The organism is Winogradskya consettensis, assembly GCF_018332715.1.
Taxonomy (GTDB): Bacteria; Actinomycetota; Actinomycetes; order Mycobacteriales; family Micromonosporaceae; genus Actinoplanes; species Actinoplanes consettensis.
This window is the reverse complement of the sequence record NZ_BOQP01000008.1, coordinates 83,852-104,576: the sequence shown is the minus strand read 5'-3', so window position 1 is coordinate 104,576 and position 20,725 is coordinate 83,852. Positions and strand designations below refer to the sequence as shown.

The 20,725-nt window shown below is 70.3% G+C and carries 17 protein-coding genes; 9 read left to right on the top strand and 8 right to left on the bottom strand.

The genetic code is table 11. The annotated features are described in order from the left end of the window. Window positions 1–682: 682 nt before the first annotated feature. Window positions 683–1,861 carry an FAD-dependent monooxygenase gene (locus tag Aco04nite_RS09020; RefSeq protein WP_212996739.1) on the bottom strand — a complete coding sequence of 393 codons (1,179 nt, stop codon included), beginning with the start codon at window positions 1,859–1,861 and terminating at the stop codon, window positions 683–685. Window positions 1,862–1,927: 66 nt separating this feature from the next. Between Aco04nite_RS09020 and Aco04nite_RS09015 the strand changes: the two genes are divergently transcribed. Then, window positions 1,928–2,503 (top strand): TetR/AcrR family transcriptional regulator, encoded by a 576-nt coding sequence (locus Aco04nite_RS09015; RefSeq protein ID WP_212996738.1) that lies wholly within the window; start codon window positions 1,928–1,930, stop codon window positions 2,501–2,503. 4 nt (window positions 2,504–2,507) lie between these two features. Here the strand turns inward: Aco04nite_RS09015 and Aco04nite_RS09010 are convergent, their stop codons facing one another. Beyond that, window positions 2,508–2,762 (bottom strand): DUF7710 domain-containing protein, encoded by a 255-nt coding sequence (locus tag Aco04nite_RS09010; RefSeq protein WP_212996737.1) that lies wholly within the window; start codon window positions 2,760–2,762, stop codon window positions 2,508–2,510. A gap of 37 nt (window positions 2,763–2,799) precedes the next feature. On the opposite strand from Aco04nite_RS09010, the gene Aco04nite_RS09005 reads away from it, so the two are divergent. Genes Aco04nite_RS09005 through Aco04nite_RS08995 form a run of 3 tightly spaced genes read left to right on the top strand, consistent with a single transcriptional unit; the run spans window position 2,800 to window position 5,790 of the window. Next, on the top strand, window positions 2,800–3,741 hold the full coding sequence (locus Aco04nite_RS09005; protein ID WP_212996736.1) for an alpha/beta hydrolase: 942 nt from the start codon (window positions 2,800–2,802) through the stop codon (window positions 3,739–3,741). Next, complete coding sequence (locus Aco04nite_RS09000; protein ID WP_212996735.1) at window positions 3,734–4,891, top strand: HEAT repeat domain-containing protein; 1,158 nt, start codon at window positions 3,734–3,736, stop codon at window positions 4,889–4,891. Before Aco04nite_RS09005 ends, Aco04nite_RS09000 begins: the two co-directional genes overlap by 8 nt. Continuing rightward, window positions 4,882–5,790: a hypothetical protein gene (locus Aco04nite_RS08995; protein WP_212996734.1), complete on the top strand. Its 909-nt coding sequence runs from the start codon at window positions 4,882–4,884 to the stop codon at window positions 5,788–5,790. The genes Aco04nite_RS09000 and Aco04nite_RS08995 overlap by 10 nt, the downstream gene beginning before the upstream one ends. On the opposite strand, the gene Aco04nite_RS08990 is transcribed toward Aco04nite_RS08995, so the two are convergent. Further along, window positions 5,787–8,462, bottom strand: a complete 2,676-nt coding sequence (locus Aco04nite_RS08990; RefSeq protein WP_212996733.1) for an alpha/beta hydrolase — start codon at window positions 8,460–8,462, stop codon at window positions 5,787–5,789. The genes Aco04nite_RS08995 and Aco04nite_RS08990 overlap by 4 nt on opposite strands. A 170-nt stretch (window positions 8,463–8,632) precedes the next feature. Between Aco04nite_RS08990 and Aco04nite_RS08985 the strand changes: the two genes are divergently transcribed. Then, the gene (locus tag Aco04nite_RS08985; protein WP_212996732.1) at window positions 8,633–9,736 is read left to right on the top strand and encodes a lytic polysaccharide monooxygenase; all 1,104 of its coding nucleotides are present in this window, start codon (window positions 8,633–8,635) and stop codon (window positions 9,734–9,736) included. A gap of 163 nt (window positions 9,737–9,899) precedes the next feature. On the opposite strand, the gene Aco04nite_RS08980 is transcribed toward Aco04nite_RS08985, so the two are convergent. From Aco04nite_RS08980 to Aco04nite_RS08970, 3 genes are all read right to left on the bottom strand, one after another. Then, window positions 9,900–11,045: a GDSL-type esterase/lipase family protein gene (locus tag Aco04nite_RS08980; protein ID WP_212996731.1), complete on the bottom strand. Its 1,146-nt coding sequence runs from the start codon at window positions 11,043–11,045 to the stop codon at window positions 9,900–9,902. Between the two features lie 5 nt (window positions 11,046–11,050). After that, complete coding sequence (locus Aco04nite_RS08975; protein ID WP_244875837.1) at window positions 11,051–11,614, bottom strand: TetR/AcrR family transcriptional regulator; 564 nt, start codon at window positions 11,612–11,614, stop codon at window positions 11,051–11,053. Window positions 11,615–12,118: 504 nt separating this feature from the next. Further along, window positions 12,119–12,946 carry an AraC family transcriptional regulator gene (locus Aco04nite_RS08970; protein WP_212996729.1) on the bottom strand — a complete coding sequence of 276 codons (828 nt, stop codon included), beginning with the start codon at window positions 12,944–12,946 and terminating at the stop codon, window positions 12,119–12,121. A gap of 76 nt (window positions 12,947–13,022) precedes the next feature. Here Aco04nite_RS08970 and Aco04nite_RS08965 point away from each other — a divergent pair, with 76 nt between their 5' ends. Then, complete coding sequence (locus Aco04nite_RS08965) at window positions 13,023–13,904, top strand: saccharopine dehydrogenase family protein (RefSeq protein ID WP_212996728.1); 882 nt, start codon at window positions 13,023–13,025, stop codon at window positions 13,902–13,904. Here the strand turns inward: Aco04nite_RS08965 and Aco04nite_RS08960 are convergent. After that, window positions 13,880–15,055 carry a cytochrome P450 gene (locus Aco04nite_RS08960; RefSeq protein ID WP_244875836.1) on the bottom strand — a complete coding sequence of 392 codons (1,176 nt, stop codon included), beginning with the start codon at window positions 15,053–15,055 and terminating at the stop codon, window positions 13,880–13,882. The genes Aco04nite_RS08965 and Aco04nite_RS08960 overlap by 25 nt on opposite strands. Before the next feature lie 48 nt (window positions 15,056–15,103). Further along, on the bottom strand, window positions 15,104–15,820 hold the full coding sequence (locus tag Aco04nite_RS08955; RefSeq protein WP_212996726.1) for an SDR family NAD(P)-dependent oxidoreductase: 717 nt from the start codon (window positions 15,818–15,820) through the stop codon (window positions 15,104–15,106). A 99-nt stretch (window positions 15,821–15,919) separates the two neighbouring features. Between Aco04nite_RS08955 and Aco04nite_RS08950 the strand changes: the two genes are divergently transcribed. Genes Aco04nite_RS08950 through Aco04nite_RS08940 form a run of 3 tightly spaced genes read left to right on the top strand, consistent with a single transcriptional unit; the run spans window position 15,920 to window position 20,722 of the window. Then, on the top strand, window positions 15,920–17,686 hold the full coding sequence (locus tag Aco04nite_RS08950; RefSeq protein WP_212996725.1) for a flavin-containing monooxygenase: 1,767 nt from the start codon (window positions 15,920–15,922) through the stop codon (window positions 17,684–17,686). Between the two features lie 23 nt (window positions 17,687–17,709). Continuing rightward, window positions 17,710–19,236, top strand: a complete 1,527-nt coding sequence (locus tag Aco04nite_RS08945) for a Vgb family protein (RefSeq protein ID WP_212996724.1) — start codon at window positions 17,710–17,712, stop codon at window positions 19,234–19,236. After that, window positions 19,223–20,722: an MDR family MFS transporter gene (locus Aco04nite_RS08940; protein WP_212996723.1), complete on the top strand. Its 1,500-nt coding sequence runs from the start codon at window positions 19,223–19,225 to the stop codon at window positions 20,720–20,722. Before Aco04nite_RS08945 ends, Aco04nite_RS08940 begins: the two co-directional genes overlap by 14 nt. Window positions 20,723–20,725 lie beyond the last annotated feature (3 nt).

Here is a 20,725-nt window from a genome sequence, read left to right as displayed (position 1 = left end):
CTGCCACGGCTCGTGGCCGTCCCCAGCCGCGCACCTGCCCCGCAGGCGAACGCCAGGCCGATCGCCGTGAGCACGCCCGCGATCGGAACGTCCGTCACCTCGCGTGAGCACCGCCCGCGCACCGACGTCGTGCCGCAGAACCGGCAGATCGCCATCCGGGGCCGCCGACCGACAGCCACAGACCATCGTTCGACCACTCAATCGCCTCAAGGCTGAGCGCATCGCCGTGCGGAAGGACTCCGGCGGCCTGTGCAGCGGTCACCTTCGGCCGGGCGGCCGGTGGGCCGGGAGGCTGGTCGGCCGGGAGGCTGGTCGGCCGGGAGGCTGGTCGGCCCGGAGGCTGGTCGGCACTCAGCTCCTTGAGCCGCCGGCTCTCGTTGCGGCCGTCGACCCACCCCTGGTGAGTTCGCCCCTGACGAGGTCACAGCCGGACGCAGGCCGAGCCCGACGCAGACCCAGCCCGAGCCGAATGCAGCCCGAGCCGGACGCAGCCCGAGCCGGACGCAGCCCGAGCCGAACACAGGCCCAGCCCGACGCAGACCGGATCCTACGCAGGCCCAGCCCGACGCAGACCGAGCCGGACAGAGGCCCAGCCCGACGCAGGGCGAGCCCCCACGCAGGCCAAGCCCCACGCAGGCCAAGCCCCACGCAGGCCAAGGTGGCCTGTGTCAGAAGGCCTGTGTCAGGAGGGTTGTGGGGTGGGGGTGGGGATTTCGGGGCGCATCAGGTGGGTGAGGGCGGCGGCCACGGGTGGGGTCTGGACCAGGCGCATGACCAGGGCGTTGGTGCGGATGCCCAGGGGTGTGCGGGGTGCGGCGGCTTTGACGCGGCCGGGGAACATTTTCTGGGCGGTGGTGACTCGGGGGCGCATCTGGGATTCGTACTCGGCGAAGGCCGCGGCTGGGTCCGCGTGGGTGAGCAGGGCAGCGGCGAGAGACTCGGCGCCTTGGAGGGCCAGGGCCGTGCCGAGGCCGCTGAGGGGGCTGGCGCACCAGGCGCTGTCGCCGAGAAGGGCCACGTTGCCGTGGGTCCAGTGGGGCATGAGGATCTGGTCGTAGGTGTCGAAGGCGAAGTCGGGGGCGGTGCGGGCGGCGGTGAGGAGCTCGCGGGTGCGCCAGCCGACGTCGGTGAAGACGGTGTCGAGGAGGGTGAGCTGGGCCTGGCGGTCGCTGCGGGGTGGGAGGTTGGCGGCCGGGAAGGTGAAGCCGATTTCCTGCTCGCCGGGGTGGCCGGGGCGGGCCTCCACGACGCGGGAGCCGGGGGCGTGGTGGATGAGGAACCAGCCGTCGAGGGCGGGGGTGGTGGGCTGCTCGACGAGGGTGAACCAGGCGTGTGCGAGGCCGAGCGGCTTGCGGTAGTCCGCCTCGGGGCCGAAGGCGAGCGTGCGCACCCGGGAGTGGGCACCGTCGGCGCCGACGACCAGGTCGAAGTCTTCGGTGGCGCCGTCGCTGCGGAAGGTGGCACGGGTGCCGGTCAGGGCGGTCACAGTGTCGGCGAAGCGGTAGGTGGCGTGGCGGGCGGCGGCGTCGTTCAGGATGCGGGACAGGTCGCTGCGGAGCAGTTCGTGCGAGGAGACGAGGCCCTGGCCGTCGAACGCGGAGACCGGCATCTCGGCCTGCGGGTGACCGGCCGCGTCGATCCAGGCAGCGCCGCGTTGGGGCACGAGGCGCTCGAGGCAGGTTTCGAGCAGGCCCATGCGCTCGAGCACGTCGCGGGAGTCGCCGCGCAGATCGACGGTCTGACCACCGGTGCGCAGCGAGGGGGCGATCTCCGCGACCGTCACGTCCCACCCGGCCCGCCCGAGCAGGAGCGCGAGCGAGTCGCCGCCGATGCCGGCGCCGACGATGAGGACACGTGCCATGGAGCACCTCCGAGGTTGTTTGCTAAATGCGAGCGTACTCGCGTTAGGCGTCGGTAGGCTGATGGTGTGGCACAGCAGACAGGGACGGCTCGCCCCGGCGGGCGCACGGCACGCACGCGGGAGTCCGTTCACGCCGCTGTGCGGGAGTTGATGGTGGAATTGCCCGGCGGCGGGATCACGATCGCCGACATCGCCACCCGTTCCGGCGTGCACCAGGCGACGATCTACCGCCGGTGGCGCTCGCCGAACGCGCTGCTGCTCGACGTCGCGGTCAACGATCTGGCAGCCCGCGCCCCGGTGCCGGCGACGGGGGACCTACGGGCGGATCTCACGGCGTACGCGAGCAGGCTCTCCCAGGAATTGACCCGCCCGGGCGGCCTCGACTTCTTCCGGGCCATCGTCGCCGCAGCCCACGAGTCGGTGGAGGGCTCGCTGGAGCTGATGGTGCCCCGCCTCGACCAGTTCCAGGCGATGCTGGACGCGAGCGGGACCGCGGAGCTCACCCCGCTGGACGTGTTCGAGCTGATCCTCGCCCCGATGTATGTCCGCGCCATGCTGCCGGCGGGAGCGTGGCAGCGGTTCGCCGACCCCGCCACGCTGGTCGACAACGTCCTGGCTGTCCGCGACCACCGCCGGAGCTGACCGGTCAGCCGGCGATATGGACGTGGTCCAGGCCCGGGGAGAACCCTGCGACGTGAGATGGCGTGCCGTGGTGGGGCCTGCTCGGCTGAAAACGACCCTGCGCGACCGCGGCGTCGTAACAACCCTCGCCGAGCGGGTATTCGCTGAGCACACCGGTCAGCCCGTGCTTCGCCACCCAGGCGAGCCCCTCCTCACGCGACGCGAAAACGCCGGAGGCGAAGCGGGCGGCGTCGCCGTGAAAGATCCACACAGTAGGCACCCCCACAGTGTGCCGGCGGCCGTGATCTGATGACGGCATGGACGCCGATCAACGTTATGACGCGCCGCCACTCGATGCCGAGCTGGCGAAGGTGCTCACCGCCGAGAATGCCGGGCCTGCGCGCCTCACGCCCGAAATGATCGCCGAGGTGAGGGCGACCGCCCCGCCGTCCCCGGAGGTCGACCTGGAGCGCGGCGGCAGGTTCACGGTCGAGGAGCACACGCGGGCCGGCGTTCCGCTGCTGATCGCCCGGCCGGTCACGAAGGCGCGCGGCTGCATCTATTACATCCACGGCGGCGGGATGATGTTCGGCGACAACCGGCGGGGTGTAGGGCGGCTCCTTGACTGGGCTGAGGCGTTCGGGCTGGTCGCGGTCTCGGTGGACTATCGGCTCGCGCCGGAGCACCCTCATCCGGCACCGGTCGAGGACTGCTATCTCGGTCTGCAGTGGATCGCGGAGCACGCCGGGGAGCTCGGTTTCGACCCGGCGGCTCTCGTGGTCGCCGGGATTTCCGCCGGTGGTGGTCTCGCCGCCGCGGTGGCGTTGCTCGCCCGGGACCGCAACGGGCCGGCGCTGGCCGGGCAGCTGCTGCTGTGCCCGATGCTCGACGACCGCAACGACTCGCCGTCCGCGATACAGATGGCCGACATCGACATGTGGGACCGGGTCTCCAACCGGACGGGATGGGACGCGCTGCTGGGGGACGCGGACGTGTCCCCGTATGCCGCACCGGCCCGGGCAACCGACCTTTCCGGGCTGCCGCCCGCGTTTGTGGACGTGGGGTCGGCCGAGACCCTGCGTGACGAGGGCGTGGCCTACGCGTCCCGGATCTGGCAGGCCGGTGGCGCCGCCGAGCTGCATGTCTGGCCGGGCGGTGTGCACGCCTTCGATTCGATGGCCCCCGACATCGCCCTCTCCCGCGATGCCCGCCAGGCCCGCCTGCAATGGCTGGCGCGCATCCTGCCCGGCGATGAGTGACCGCCTGGTGCACCACCCCGAAACAGAGGACCCCCACTGCGGGACCGTACGCGAGGTGCTCGGCGACGATTGGCAAGGCTGGGACGGCACCGATGTCGAATTCTTGTTCTGGGCAGCCGATTACGGCGCGATCGAAGTCGTGGAACGCCTTGTGGGGCGCAGGAACGATCACCTGCCACTGATCGATCCGCGCCACCCGATCCACACCGCGCTACGGGTCGCGCGCGGCTGGGCCGGCCTGGATCTGGAGACTGAGCTACGCCGCAGGCTCGGCGATGAGAGCGAGAGCGCCACGGTGCGCCGGGACACCGCGCCCGCCTCGGAATTCACGCACGCCGAGCGGGTGCGGGTCACGGCCGCGGATGGAACGTGGGCCGAGGCGCTGTGTACCCATCTCGGCATCGTGACGTTGCTGGAGCGGCGGCTGCTCATCCCGCTGTCCCGCGACGAACTGCTCGCCCGGGCCCTGACCGATCCGGATCCCGGCTCGGCGACCTGGACCGAGTCGTGGCACGGGGTCCACAGCCTGCCGGACCGCGAGGCGACGTTCGACTGGGCCGCCATGCTGCTGACCCACGCGGACCGGGAGGCGCGGTTGTTCGGCGCCGAGGTGGTGCGGACGATCGGCATGCAGGACGTGGACGGCGAACAGCCCGGCTTCGATCGGGCCCTTGCGCCGCTACGGGAACGCCTGGCCGCCGAACAGGACGGTGCGGTGCTCAGCGAGCTGATCGGCGCGTTCGACGAATACCGCGCGCCGGGCGAGGAGTTGCCGGAGCTGGTGACGTTCGCCCGGCATGCTCATCCCGGCGTGCGGCGGGCCGTGGCACTCGGCCTGGCAGGATCCGGGCGGGAGAGCCTGCTGGCCGAGCTGGCCGCGGACGACGACGCCTCGGTGCGCAGGATGGCCGTGATCGTCCTGCGCGATCATGCCCCGGACAGCCCGGTGACGGCCGGGGCGCTGTCCGCCCGCCGGGACGACCCCGATCCCGAGGTACGCCTGGAGGCGCTGGCCGGGCTCGCCCGGCACGGAGACAAGCGGGCTTACCGAGAGTTACAGGCCCGGAACGACACCAGACACGCGTACTGGCTGCTCCATGACGTTGATCGGCACTTGCGTCAGGACGGTACGGTGCCGTCATGTCCATGAAGAAGCTCGCTGTTGTGCTCGCAGCCGGGGTGACACTCGCCGGATGCGCGGAGGCCGGGACGACCCCGGCAGGGGAGAAGGGTACGGACGGCAAAGCAGCCCTGTCGCAGTCGCTGGACGGGCTCCAGGCCGGGAACTACACGTTCAGCCGCACCGACGGCGGCCTCGTGGAGGGGGCCGTGGACGTGCCGGGCAGCTCGGTGATCCGCCAGGAGGGCCGCCCGTCGATCCTGCGGGTCGGGGACGCCGTCTACCTGAGGTACAGGATCTACGGCGAGGCTCAGGAGCAGTACGCGAAGCTGTTCGAGCAGTACTCCGACAAGGCCGACAAGAAGCAGGCCGCCGCGCTGGCGAAGTCGAAGGAGATACTCACGATCCTGGACGGCGAGCACTGGGTGAAGGCCGACTACAAGCGGCTCGTCGCGGCGGCCGACGCCGAGGACCTGAGCGGGATGGAGAACCTGCCACCGACCCCCACGGCGGCGAAACCCGACGTCACCGGCGCGTCCGATCTGGTCGCCGCCGTCGTCACGGCGACCCGCGAGGGCGACGAGATCACCGGCACCCTGGACGCCACGAAGGTCGACCCGCAGCTCAACCTGCTGACCAACGACCCCTATTACGCGTACGGCCCCCGCGCCAACGCCATGCCGTTCACCGCGACCCTCGACGCGCAGGGCCGCCTCGCCGAGCTGACGCTGCAGCTACCGGGCCAGTTGAAGGACGCGGCCTCCCAGGCCCCGGAGACGTTCCCTTCCGACGCGCCCACCGAGCCGGCCGGCAAGCCCATCGTCATCACGATCTCGCAGTACGGCGGGACCGCGGCCCAGACAGCCCCCGAAGGTGCCACGGACCTCGACCCCGCCGCCTACGAACAGCTCACCAACGACACCGACTAGAAAACAGTCCCCGTGACCGGCGGGATGCCCGGTGAGTCGTCGAAGTGCAGCTCCACGGTCTCCTCCGGTTCGTCGAGATCGTCGGTGACGGTCGGGATGGACAGGTCACCGGCGGTCTGACCGGGCTCGAGGTACACGTACGGCGTGACCCACGTCCCGGACAGCGGCCGGGACGGTTCGGGGTCCTCGCCGGTGTTGTCCAGGAACCACTGCGGGTCGACGTCCGTGCTGGACAGTTCGTTCCCGCCGGCCGGGGGTTCAGGGTCACCGACGAAGTAGAACCCCGTCTCGGTCGGCGCGGAGAGCGTGACCTGCCAGGTGAGGGTGCCTCCCTCGGCGACCCGGGCGGCGGCCGGGCTGACGGTGATCGCCGGCATCGGATCGTCGTTACGGATGTCGATACTGCCGACCCAGTCGCCGATCACGACGCCCCGCTCGGCCTTGGCCAGCAGATATTCGCCTTCGCCCTCGCCGTAGAGGGTGTCGCCGGCAACGTCGACGGGCACCCGGATCGTGCGCTGACCGGGCCGGATGTCGGCCGTCCAGGACGTGCTCTCGTACGTGGCACTGTCGACCAGGAACAACCGCACCCGGCCGGCACCGCGCCCGGTGATCGTCACCGGCACCTGGTACGTCTTCGTGCCGGAGTCACCCTCGTCGACCTGCAGGGCGCCGAGATCGATCCGCGGCAGCGACGTCGCGAGCGGGGCGGGTGTGCCCGGGTTCCACGCCCACGCGTCGATCAGCCAGGCCCTGCTCGCGCCTTCCCCGGGGGTCAGCTCCAGCTTGGCGATCCTTGCGCTCACACCCTTGAGGGGTACGCGCACCTCGCGCGCCCAGTACGACGTCGTGAACTCCGTACCCGGCAGCCCGTCGACGCGCACCTCCCCGAGCACCGTGCGCTTACCGCGGGAGTCGATCGCGCTCACGGCGTACTTATTGCCTGTGGTGTTGGGCGGGACCATGAGTCGCAGCGTGAGCTCCCGCGCCCCGCCCGTCGCGACCGGCCGTGCCGGCGTGAGTGTCACCGGCCCTGTCCCGCTCAGCCCGACCGCCCACCGCCCCGGCTCGGGGGTGATGCCGTTGAACGAGGTGAAGTGCGCCGACCGCTGCGTCCAGTCGTCCGGGTCGAGGCAGGCCTTCGAGGCTTCGGCGGCCACCTGCTCACAGAGCTTCCCGGCACCGGTCACGCTCACCGACGGATCCGGCACGATCACAGGGGTACGCACACCGCCCAGCGCGTGGCTGTACACGCTCGCCGGACCGGCCGACGCCGCCCGGGCACCACTGCCGTCGAGCAACGGCCGCACCCGGTCGTCACCCGCGACGAACAGCCGCGCGGCAGCGGCGATGTAGGTCGCGCCGACGGTCTGTTCCTGCTGCGCGGTCAGCCGGGTCGGCGTCCCGGGCGAGCAGACCGCGTCGGGCTGGTCGTCGCTCCAGAAGTCGTCCGACGCCGGCGCGACCGCCTGTCCCGGGGTCCACTCGGTGTTGAAGAAGTTGTGGTTGGCGCCCACGACGTACAGCGAGCTGTGCAGTGCCCGGCCCCTGCTCACGCCGCGGGTCTCGTCGATGAACTGCTGGCCCTGCAGGTCGGAGACGTCGCCGTCGCAGCCGGGCAGGATCGTCGCGGAGGGCACGTCCGGCACCGGGTCGTGGCCGAAGATGGTCGGGCCGATGAGCAGCAGGCCGCGGATCGTCCAGCGCACCTTGCCGTGATAGCCGTCCTGCGCGGCCGGCGGCGGGGTGAGCGTGTCCATCGCGGCGCGGCTGACGCCGTCCCCGCCACGGGAGTGGCCCATCAGGAACACCCGGGACAGGTCGGCGACCGGCGCGGACCTCACGATCGCCGGGGCGTTCCCGCGCCCGCCCGCGGCCCAGTCAGCCCATTTCGCCAGGTGCAGGCGCACGAGGGACGAGCGGGCCTGGGCACCGCCGTCGTCGGACACCCAGTCCTGGCCGTTGATGCCGTTGGCCGAGATGGACACGGTCACGTAGCCCTGCGACGCGAGCAGCTCCTGCGCCTGCAGATAGCCGCGGTAGCTGGGGATCGGCTTGCTCGGGGCAGTGCACGGCCACTCCCCCAGGTCGTCGTCGCCACCGCCGTAACAGATCGAGTGCCGCCCGTGCAGGAACAGCGCGAGCGGCCGCTTGCCCGGGGCACCCTTCGGCGCCACGACGACGGCCTGCATCTCCACGTTCTGCTCGTAGTCGGGGAGCTTGACGCCGGCGAGGGCGTACTCACCTCGTACGGTGGAATATGGTCCTTGGCGGCCGGGGTCGACCGCGTTGGCCGGCTGCGCGGCAGGGGTCGTGATCTGCGTTTTCGACTGGCGCTGCGCCTTCGGTGCGGCCGCGTCGAGGCGCCTGCCGCCGGAGCGGACCGCCAGATCGGTGAGCGCACCCGCCTCGCCCGGGGCCAGCTTGAAGGTCCTCTGGTCGCTCTGGGCCCGGGGCCGGCCGAGGAGCCGGTCGCCGGACCAGAACTCGACCGCGGCGTCGCCCATCGGCACCCGCTGCGCCGAGCGCCACGTCAGCTGTCCGTCCTCGACGGACCAGCCCGCCGGCAACGTGCTGCCGGCGGGTGCGGGCGGTGGCGCAGCCCGAGCTGGTTCATACGCGCCGATCACCAGGGCCACGGCAAGGGCGGCCGACACCAATGTTTTCCGCATGCCCCCTTACTAGCCGATCCGCGCAAAGAGGGTCATGATCGTCTCAATCAGACATTGACGTGTCTAAATGTTAAGAGGAGGCTACGAGAGCCGACTCAGCCACGCGGCCGGCGAAGGCCCTGGGCAGCTTTCGCCACACCTCCCGTCCTCACGACGAAGTGTGAGTCCTCATGTCCTCCATCGCGCTTTCCCCTCCCCGCAGGCGGCTGCTCGTCAGCGCCCTGATCGGCGCGGTCATCGCCGCCCTCGCGGTCGTCGCCCTGCCATCGGGCCCGGCCTCCGCACACGGCAACGTCATCGGGCCCGCGTCCCGCAACTACGGCTGCTTCGAACGCTGGGGCACCCGCTTCCAGGATCCCGTCATGGCCACCGAGGATCCGATGTGCTGGCAGGCCTGGCAGGCCGACCCGAACGCCATGTGGAACTGGAACGGCCTCTTCCGCGAAGGGGTCGCCGGCAACCACCAGGCCGCGATCCCCGACGGCCAGCTCTGCAGCGCCGGGCACACCCAGAGCGGGCGCTACAACGCCCTCGACACGGTCGGCAACTGGAAGACCACCTCGGTCGGGACCAATTTCTCGGTACGCCTCTTCGACCAGGCCAGCCATGGCGCCGACTACATCCGGGTGTACGTCACGAAGCCCAGCTACGACCCGGTCACCCAGCCGCTGAAGTGGTCGGACCTCGACCTGGTCAGCCAGATCGGCAACACCCCGGCGGCACAGTGGACCCCCGCCACCGGGGGCGTCCAGATCGACCTGCCGGTGACCGCGACGGGCCGCACCGGGCGCGCCATGGTCTACACCATCTGGCAGGCCAGCCACCTCGACCAGTCCTACTACTTCTGCAGCGACATCACGTTCGGCGGCACCAGCACCACGCCGCCTACCACTACACCACCGACCACCACTCCGCCTACGACTACTCCGCCCACTACGACGCCGCCTACCACCACACCGCCTACCACGACGCCGCCGGCTTCGGGGGCGTGCTCCGCGACGTATGCCGTTGACAGCCAGTGGTCCGGCGGGTATCAGGGCACGGTCACGGTACGGGCGGGAACGGCGGCGATCCAGCGCTGGAGCGTGGCCATGACGTTCCCCGCCGCACCGGTCATCCAGCAGGCCTGGAACGCCACGGTCACCACCAGCGGCACGACGGCCACGGCGGTCAACGCGAGCTACAACGGATCGGTGGCAGCCGGGGCGAGCACCAGTTTCGGGTTCACCGGTTCGGGCACCTCGACCGTGCCGACCCTGAGCTGCACCGCCTGACCCCCTTCTCAGAACGCCGGTCGACAGTCACAATCATCGATGGGAGCGCTCCCAGGTATCAGTGACGTCCCCCGGCGAGAGGAGGCTCAGCGAAGTACCGCGTGGCTCTGCGAATCATCCTCGGCGGGGAATGAGGCGCCCTCCCCATTCCCCGCCCCCACGCCTATCTTCCAGCGGCGAAAACGCCGCCGAACGCGGCCTTGGCGAAGCGCTCACCCATGAGCCGGTGGGTCGCCGCGTCGGGGTGCAGCCGGTCCGGCAACGGCGGATCCCCCTCGCCGTAGAGGTCCAATCCGTCGAGGTAGTGCAGGTTCGGGTCATGGGCAGCCCGCTGCGCGACGATCCGGGCCAGCTCCTCGCGGATCATGCGCAGGGTCAGCCTCCCGCCGCCGGGCTCACCGGTGGCGACAAACGCGACCCGGCCCTCCTTGAGAGCCTCGATGTCGAACGCTCCCGGCCCCGGGGTGTCCTCGTGGATCGGGCACAGGATCGGCGAGATCACCAGCAGCGGCACGCCGGGATGCCCGTCCCGGATCGTGTCGAGGAACCCGTGCACGGCCGGGATGAAGGCACGCAACCGCATGAGGTCGGCGTTCACCAGGTTGATCCCGATCTTGACGCTGATCAGGTCGGCCGGGGTGTCCCGCATCGTCCGCGCGGTGAACGGGTCGAGCAACGCACTGCCGCCCAGCCCCAGGTTGATCAGCTCCACGCCCCCGGCAGCCGCGGCAAGCGCGGGCCACGTCGCCGACGGGCTCGCGGCATCCGAACCGTGACTGATCGAGCTGCCATGATGCAACCACACCCGGCGCCCCGAATCCGCGACCGCCTCGATCGGAGCGTCGGTGCGCAACGCGACGAGCTCGGTGGTCTCGTTGTGCGGCAACCAGATCTCGACGACCTTGGACCCGCCCGCCAGCCCGTCGAAGACCACGGCTCCCGGGTCGCCGTCGCGGTAGTCGGCAGTGCCGGTCGCCATGTCGATGGTCAGGGTGTTGCCGCCGGTCACGCTGCCCTGCCGGGTGAGCCGGCCGTCGACGAGCAGGTCGTAGACACCTTCGGGACGCGGCGGGAATCCCGCGTACACCCGCTTGGTGGGCAGGGTTTCCAGCTCGACCGCGGTCGCGCGGGTGCGGAAGACGAGGCGCACACCCGAAGGTTGCGCCTCCACCATCGCCAGTTGCGGGTCGGGGCTCTGCGCGCGGGCCCACGCCGGCAGCCGGTGCGGCAGCAACCCGCGCGAGGTGCTTTCCAGCTCCGACGCGCCGCGCAGCAGCTCCGCCGTGATCGGCGTCGTGATCCAGTCCATGGTGCTCACCTTTCCGGGGTAGGGGGCCAGGCCCGCAGCATCGCGTCGAGCGCGTCCAGGATCCGCACCCACGACTCCGCGGAGTCCGGGGCGCTGTGACTGAACCCGCCGGTCAGCTCGAGGCTGACGTAGCCGTGGAAAACGCTGCCCAGCAGGCGCACGGCATGGGTCTGATCGGGTTCGGCGAGGTCATAGCCCCGCAGGATCGCCCGCGTCATCTGCGAATGCCGGGGGCCGGCACTGCCGAGGGCCGTTTCCGTGTCGAGGGGCATCTGGGCAGCCGCATACCGCCCGGGATGCTCACGCGCATAGTCACGGTAGACGTTCGCCAGCGCGGCGAGAGCGTCCTTACCGGCCCGCCCGGCCAGCGCCGCGGAACCGCGATCGGCCAGGTCCTCCAGCGCCAGCAGCGCGACCCCGGTCCTGAGATCCTGCGAGTTGCGCACATGCGAATAAAGGCTGGGCACCTTCACCCCGGCCCGCCGCGCCAGCTCGGACACCGTCACCGCCGCGAACCCGATCTCATCCGCCAACTCGGCCCCGGCCAGCACCAGCCGCTCCCTCGTCAACCCCGCCCTCTGCACTCCCTAAAGCTAACACACATTCGCCTAACACCTTTAGGTTGCGTGCGATTAGGTTGTGCGCAATTAAGTTGTGCACAACTTAATTGCGCACAACCTAAACAGCGGCCTGATCACGGTCGGCCTGCTGTCTTGAGCCCTTGATTCGTTCGCAGTCAGGTGGCAAGAATCTCGTCGGCGGTTTGGTCCGGACGTAGGGCCCTGGCTCGTCATTCCGGCCGGTCCGGACGCGACTCTCCGCCACGGGACACCAACGGCCGCAAGGTCACGAGGCTAGATGTTGCGCGAAGCACCGATATACGACAACTTTGTGCGGCGCGGTTCGTCAAGTCCGAGTAATCGTGTCCGACAGCGAAACGTATGCCTTCCGGCCAGACGCGATTGGTCCATGCTTGACACCTGAAGCCGCAGGATGTTGCGGCATCGTGGGTTTCGGCGCACCGTCGTGCCCCGCAACTGGACCTGACACCCTCGCCACCTACTGCAAACGAATCAAGGACTCAGAACACCAGGCGGCGCTGACTCACGCCGGAAGACCCCCGGGGGCCGGCCGTGCGAGCGTTTGAACGCTGCCGCGAAGGCGAACTCCGAGGTGTAACCCACCTGCCGGGCGATCGTGGCCAGGGGTGCGGCCGAGGCGGTGAGCAGACCGGCCGCCACGGTCATCCGCCACCAGGTGAGGTAGGACAGGGGCGGACGGCCGACCAGGGCCGTGAACCGGCGGCCGAGAGCGGCCCGGGACAGGCTCGCCTCAGCGGCCAGGGCCGGCACCGTCCAGGGGCGGGCAACGTCACCGTGGATGGCACGGAGCACGGCGGCGACCGCGGGGTCGCGCAGAGTCGCTGCCCAGCCGGTGTCGGATTCGGAATAGTGAGCGCGCAGCATCTGCAGCAGAAGCACGTCGAGCAGAGCGGGCAGCATCGCGTCGGCCCCCGGGCGCGAACCCCGCAGTTCGGCGCCGACGAGGTCCACTGTGGTGCGCAGTCCGTCGCAGGAGCCGGACGGCAGGTGGATCACCGGGGGCAGGCCGTCGAGCAGCGGGTGGGACCGGGAACGGTCGAGCAGGTAGGCACCGCACAGCAGGACGGCGTCGGCGCCGGAAAGGCCGTGTGCGCTGCCCTGCGGCAGGAAGACGACATCGCCGGCTGCGAGCGGCACCGGGGGAATTGAGGCCGTCGTGACCAGGCAGGAACCTTCGAGTACGACGTGGAAGCCCGCACCCGCCACCGCCCCGAGAGCACGGTCCGACGTGAGCCGGACGATCGACGAGTGCGGACGGCCGATCCGCAAAGTGGCAACAGCGTCGGACAGAACGTCCATGACAGTGAACGTATCGCACATGGAGAAGGCTGTTTCACGCATTGAACAGCTCATCGAGCAGCCATAGCGTCGGGGAATGAAGATTGCCGTCTACGGCGCGGCCGGCTACCAGGGGCGTCTCGTCCTGGCCGAGCTCGCCCGCCGTGCCATCGCCGCCGTCCCGCTCGGGCGCGCGGACGCCGCCGCGACCGATCACGCGGCCCTGACAGAGGCGTTCACCGGCTCCGACGGGGTCGTCAACTGCGCCGGGCCGTTCCTGATCTCCGGGCTCGGGCCGTTGCGGGCAGCGCTGGACGCCGGAATCCCCTATGTCGACACCGCGGGCGAGCAGGCTTACCTGAGGGACACGTACGCGTTGAGCGGTATGGGGCCCGCTGTGCCGGCAGCCACCGATGCCGGGGTGCCTACCGATCTGCTCGCCCATCTGATCGCGGACCGGTGGGGGCCGCTCGCGGATATCGCTGTCACGCACGACATCGTGGGTGGCGGCGGCGCTTCGCGGGGTTCCCTGCGGTCGCTCGCCGGGATCAGGTGGCGGCCCCGCACCGAGGGCGACACCGGTTTCCCGCTGACCGAGGTGCTGACCATTCCGCGGCACGTCCAGGTCGGGCGGGTCGAGGGATTTGTCAGTACGGCGCTCGCGGCGGGGTTCGGCACACCGCTGGCCGCAGGGCTGATCGAGAGCTTGCCGGAAGGGCCGGGCGAGGAGGATCGGCGACTCCAGCGTTTCCGGTACGTCGTCGACGCCCGCACCCTCGACAACCGCGAAGTACAGGGCGTCGTCGAGGGGCGGGACACGTACGGCACCACCGCCGTCATCGCCGTTGAGACGCTGCTACGGCTGACGGCTACGGCGCGGACGGGGGTGGCGGCTCCGGGGGAAGTGCTCGACGCGGCGGAGTTTCTCGGGGCGCTCGGGGCGTACGGGATAAGTCACCAGGTGACCGGGAGTTCGTAGACCCCGTACACAGAGCCGTCGTGTTTGAAGGGGATCTTCTCCAGGTCGGTGGCCAGTCGCAGGGTGGGGATACGGCGGTAGAGGGTGCTGTAGACGACCTGGAGTTCCAGGCGGGCGAGGGGCTGGCCGAGGCACTGGTGGATGCCGAAGCCGAAGGCGACGTGGCGGTTGCCGGTGCGGGTCAGGTCGAGGTCGTCGGGGTTTTCGAAGATCGCGGGGTCGCGGTTGCCGATGTCGTTGGCCATGATGACGCCCTCGCCGGCGCGGATGGTCTCGCCGGCGATCTCGATGTCCTCGACGGCCGAGCGGCGGCGGCCGTTGTGGGTGATGTTGAGGTAGCGCAGCAACTCCTCGACGGCGGATTCGACGAGCGCCGGGTCGGTGGAGGAAGAGCGCAGCAGGGCCAGCTGGCCGGGGTTCTCGAGCAGGGCGGCCGTACCCAGAGCGATCATGTTGGCCGTTGTCTCGTGGCCGGCGATCAGGAGGAGGACGCCCATGCCGGCGGCTTCGCGGAGGGTCAGTTCGCCGGCCGTGACGCGGGTGGCGAGGCCGGACAGGACGTCCTCAGCGGGTTCAAGAGCCTTCTTCTCCAGCAGCCCGGCGAGGTAGTCGTTGAGCACGCCGAAGGACGCACCGCGGTCCTCCGGGGAGACCGAGCGGCTGACCAGGTTGCGACTGTGTGCCTGGAACAGGTCGTGGTCGGCGTAGGGGACGCCTAGCAGCTCGCAGATCACCAGCGACGGCACCGGCAGCGCGAACGCCTCGACCAGGTCGACCGGGTTAGGGCCGGCGAGCAGGTCGTCGATGAGCGAGTCGACGATGCGCTGCACGGCGGGGCGCATGGCCTCGACGCGTTTCATCGCGAACGGGGCGGTGACCATGCGCCGCAGCCGCATGTGCTCCGGGTCGTCCATGAGGATGAAACCGATCGAGTCCGCGCCGGGACGAAGCGGCGCCGGTGACGGATAGCCGGGGCGGGTGACCACGGAGCTGAGGCGGGGGTCGCGCAGCAAAGTGCGCTGCTCCTCGTAACGGGTGACCAGCCACGGGGTCGAGCCGTCCCAGAGCTCGACGCGGGTCAGCGGGGCCTCTTCCTGCAGGTCCTTGAGCTGCGGCGGCGGGTCGAACGGGCATTTCGCTGCACGTGCCATGGGGAACGTATGCATAGAAATCAGTTAATGCCCGCTATATCCGGAAAGTCAAGCAACGGCCCATCCTCCGTCGCTCGGCAGGACGATCCCGTTCACGTTGGCCGAGTCGTCGCTGAGCAACCAGGTGATCGCGGCGGCGATCCGGTCCGCGGACGTCGGCGGCGGCATCGTGGCCTGCATGACCGGACCGGCGCGGCGTGCTGCGTACGCGGAGCGCATCGATCCTTCGATGTTGGTCACGGTCGGCCCGGGAGCGACGGCGTTGGCGCGCACCCCCTGCGGGCCGTGGAAGAACGCGACGCTCCTGGTGTAGCCGACCACGGCGTGCTTGGAGGCGGTGTACGCCGCCCCGGCAGCCGACGGCCGCAGCGCCGCCTCGGACGCGACGTTGACGATCGCCCCACCGCCCGCCTCGATCATTCCCGGCAGCACCGCCCGGGTCAGCCGCATCACCGCGGTGAGGTTCACGGCGAGGACCCGGTCCCAGGTGGCGTCGTCGACCTCGTCGGGCGGCAGGAACCCGTCCATGATCCCGGCGACGTTCGCCAGCCCGTGCACCGGCCCGCCGGCCGCCTCGACGATCCGCCCGATCAGCGCGGGATCGGTGAGGTCGCCGACGACACCGTTGTCCCAGCTCGTGGCGTTGATGTCGACGGCCACGACCTTGCCACCCCCGGCCACGATCCGGGTGGCGGTCGCATGGCCGATCCCCGAGCCGGCCCCGGTCACGATGACGGTTCTACCCGCGAAGCGCAGTGAGTCCACAAAGGGCAGCGAATCACACGATCCTGACGAGAACCTGACGTCATGCGATTTAAGTCAATTGCTTGACGGGTACGCCCCAAGGTCGATTAGCTATCCCCTATGTCCACATCCGACTCCCCCGACCTCGTTGCCCTCCGCGCCAGGTACCGAGCCGAGCGTGAGCGCCGCATCCGCCCCGACGGCAACGCCCAGTACCAGCGCACGACCGGTGAGTTCGGCTACTACGCGACCGACCCGTACACGCCGAGGACTGAGCGTGAACCGCTGACCGACCGGGTCGAGGCCCTGGTGATCGGTGGCGGGTTCGGCGGTCTGCTGACCGGGGCACGGCTGCGCCAGGCCGGCGTCGGGAGCATCCGGATGGTCGAGGAGGCCGGTGACTTCGGCGGCACCTGGTACTGGAACCGCTATCCCGGCATCCACTGCGACATCGAGTCGTACGTGTACATGCCCCTGCTGGAGGAGGTCGGCACGGTCCCGACCATGCGGTACGCCCCCGGCGAGGAGATCCGGCAGCACGCCGTCGCGATCGCGCAACGGTTCGGTCTCTACGACGACGCCCTGTTCCACACCCGCGTCACCGAGCTGCGCTGGGACGACGACAGCGCCGAGTGGATCGTGCGCACCGACCGCGGCGACGAGACCCGCGCCCGCTACGTCGTCGTCTCCAGCGGCACCCTCACCCAGCCGAAACTGCCCGGCATCCCCGGCATCGAGAACTTCCGGGGCCACACGTTCCACACGAGCCGCTGGGACTACGACTACACCGGCGGCGACCAGTACGGCGGCCTGACGAAGCTCGCGGACAAGCGGGTCGCCGTTGTCGGGACCGGCGCGACCGGCATCCAGGTCATCCCGCACCTGGCCCGCGATTCCCAGCGGTTGTACGTCTTCCAGCGCACGCCGTCCTCGGTCGACGTACGGGCCAACCGCCCGACCGACCCGGAATGGGCGAAGTCCCTGCAACCGGGCTGGCAGCAGGCCCGGATGGAGAACTTCCTGTCCGTCGTCACCGGCGGCGACGCCGAGGAGGACCTGGTCGGCGACGGCTGGACCGGCACCGCGCTGCTGCAACGCAAGATGCTGCCCGGCACCGTCCCCGCGGGCGAGGACACCAGCGAGTACGCCGACTTCGTGAAGATGAGCGAGATCCGGGCCCGCGTCGATGAGGTGATCGACGACCCGGCCACCGCGGAGCTGCTCAAACCCTGGTACCGCTACATGTGCAAGCGGCCCACGTTCAGCGACCTGTATCTGCAGGCGTTCAACCGGGGCAACGTCACGCTGGTCGACACCGCGGACCACGGCGGCATCGAGCGGATGACGCAGACCTCGATCGTCGTCGGCGACCGGGAGTACGAGGTCGACTGCGTGGTCTTCGCGACCGGCTTCGCGGTCGGCATGTCCGGGATCCTCTCGGGGAGCCTGCCCGTGCACGGCCGCGGCGGGACGCAGTTGCTGCACTCGTGGGCGCAGGGGCCGCGTACGCTGCACGGCTTCTACAGCAACGGATTCCCCAACCTGTTCCACCTCGGCTCGTTGCAGAACGCCGCGTCGGTGAACTTCGTGCACGTGCTGCAGGAGCAGGCCACCCACATCGGCGCGGTCGTCGCCGCGGCCCGCGAGTCGGGGGCCGCCCGCATCGAGCCGAGCGCCGAGGCCGAGAGCGCGTGGGTCGCCACGATCCGCGCGAACGCACCGGACAACTACGAGTTCCTTTCCGAGTGCACCCCCGGCTACTACAACAACGAGGGCAAACCGAGGACGGTCAACAACGCGTACGGTCCGGGTCCCGTCGCCTTCCACGCCCTGCTGCGGGAATGGCGTGCCGGCGGCGGGCTGGACGACGTCCTGGTCGGCAAGTGAGCCGCTGCGGGACGTCCGAGCCGGTGAGCAGCCGGTGGGAGATCCGCAGGATGATGGCGCCGAACCGGTTGTGGGGCTCCAACGGCGTCGCGTTCGGCCCGGACGGGCGGCTCTACATCGCGCAGTTCCTCGCCGGGCGGATCAGCGCCCTCGACCTCACCACCGGGGACCTCGAGGACATCACCGGCCCGGACAGCCCGGTCGAGGCCCCGGACGATCTCGCGTTCGGCCCGGACGGTGCCATGTACATCGCCGACCTGGTGCCGGGCCGGGTCTGGCGGCGCACTCCCGCGGGCGACTACGACCTGGTGTCCGATTCGGTACGCGTACCGAACGGCATCACCTGCGTCGGCGACCGCCTGTTCGTCAACGAGATGCGGATGAACGGGCGGCTGCTGGAGCTCTTCCCCGGCGGCGGCGAGCCCGTGGTGCTCACCGAGGGGCTCGCGCTGGGCAACGCCATGCAGCGCGGCCCGGACGGCAATCTGTACTACCCGCACATGGTCACCGGGCAGATCTTCCGGATCTCTCCCGACGGCGGCGACCCGGAACTCGTCGAGGCCGGGGTGAGCGATCCGGTGGCCGTCCGCTTCGACCGCGGGGGTGTGCTGCAGGTGCTGTCGCGGGGCGTGAACGGGGTCGTGACCTGCGTCGATCTGTTCGGCAGCGGTGGGCGTACCGAAAAAGTCAGCAACGTGGCCGGACTGGACAACGCGGCCTTCGACGCGGAGAACCGGATGTTCGTCTCCAGTTTCTCCACCGGCGGCGTGCTGGAACTGCACCCCGACGGCCGCACCCGCGAGATCGTGCCGCGCGGCCTGAGCGGCCCCTACGGCATCACCGTCGACCTGCACGGCAGGGTCCACGCCGGGGACCACTACCGCATCGCCAGCCCGCCCGACCCCGCCGACGAGCTCCTGCACTTCGTCCACGGCATCGTCGCCGACGGCGACCTGCTCCACCTGACGTCCCAATACGGCCAGGTCAAGACGTACGACCGCGGGTCACGCCAGGTGCGCACGCGGGCCTCGGGCCTCGATCAACCCCTGGGCCTGTGTGTACGCGCGGACGGCGCAATTCTCGTCGCCGAAGCCGGGGCGGGACGCGTGGTGGCGATCTCCCCGGACGACACCGTGACGCCGCTGGTGACCGATCTCGGCCATCCCGTCGACGTGGCCCTGGACGCCTCGGGGCGCCTGTACATCAGCGATTCCGGCCACGGGGTGGTCTATCGCGACTCTGCCGTGGTTCTTGCGGACCTGATCGACCCACAGGGCATCGCCGTCCGGGGTGACGAGCTGTTCGTCGTGGAGGCGGGCACGCGATCGTTGCGCGTGCTCGACCTGGTGACGGGCTCTGCGCGTACTGACATCACGGAACTTGCGGTCGGAACGCCGCTCCCCTGCACTGACCTGTTCACCAACGGCATGCCGGGCGTACCCCAGCGATTCGCCGGCCTCGCGGTCGCCCCCGACGGCACCCTCCACCTCGCCGCCGACGGCGAAGGCACCATCCTCTCCCTCCTGGAAAAGCCCGATGAGCACCCCTAAAGCCCTCAGCGGCCTGCTGCTCGCGTTGTTCGTCTCGACGCTGAGCAGCACCGTCGTGTCCACCGCACTACCGCGGATGATCGGCGACCTGCACGGTACGCAGTCCCAGTACACGTGGGTGGTCACCGCGACCCTGCTCGCCGCGACCGCCGCCACCCCGATCTGGGGCAAACTCGCCGACCTGTTCAGCAAGAAGGCCCTCGTCCAGATCGCGATCGTGGTCTTCGTCGCCGGCTCCCTCGCCGCGGGTCTCAGTCAGAACGTCGGCCAGCTCATCGCCTCCCGCGCCCTGCAGGGCATCGGCGTCGGCGGCCTGCAGGCCCTCGTGCAGATCGCGATCGCCGCGATGATCCCGCCCCGCGAACGTGGCCGCTACAGCGGATACCTGAGCAGCGTCACCGCGGTCTCCACGATCGGCGGCCCGCTGCTCGGCGGCGTCATCGTCGACACGTCCTGGCTCGGCTGGCGCTGGTGCTTCTTCATCGCCATCCCGTTCGCCGTGGCCGCCCTCGTCCTGCTGCAGCTCACCCTGCGAATCGCCGTCGTCCGCCGCGACAACGTCACCATCGACTACGCGGGCGCCACCCTGATCACCGCGGGCGTCAGCCTCCTGCTCATCTGGATCTCCTTCGTCGACGACGCCTTCGCCTGGCTCTCCTGGCAAACCCTCGCCATGGCCGGCGGCGCCGTCCTCCTGCTCATCCTGGCCGCCCGGGTGGAGACCCGAGCCGCCGAACCCATCGTCCCGCCCCGCATCCTGCGCGGCCGCACCACCGCCCTGGCCATCCTCGGCAGCCTCGCCGCGGGCACCGCCATGTACGGCGCCACCGTCTTCCTCACCCAGTACTTCCAGCTCAGCCGCGGCCACACCCCCACCCAGGCCGGCCTGCTCACCATCCCCATGATGGCCGGCATCCTCATCGCCTCCATCGTCGCCGGCCGCCTGATCACCCGCACCGGCCGCATCAAACCCTTCGTGGTCACCGGCGCGATCTCCCTCACCGCCGGCTTCGTGCTCCTCAGCCTCATAGACGCGGGTACGCCCATAGCCCTCATCGCCGTAGCAATGGTCCTGGTCGGCGCGGGCGTCGGCATGACCCTGCAGAACTTCGTCCTGGTCGTCCAGAACGTGGTCCCCCTGAGCGACATCGGCGCGGCAAGCTCAACGGTCGCCTTCTTCCGCTCCCTGGGCGGCACGATCGGCGTCGCGGTCCTCGGCGCAGTCCTGGCCCGCCAGGTAGCGTCATCCACGGCCGCCGGCGCCTCCCCCGCGACAGCGTTCGGCGACGCGACCGGCCAGGTCTTCCTGATCTCAGCGGCCGTAGCAGCCCTGGGCATCGTCGCCGCCGTCCTCCTCAGACCAGTCACCCTCCGCACCAGCCTGGACGTCCCCGACCCCCTGAAAGCCGCATCCGTCGCCGCCGACGCAGCAGACGGCGCCCCCGCCGTGGACCAGGTCGCCCTCACCCCCCGCCGCGATACCTGACCG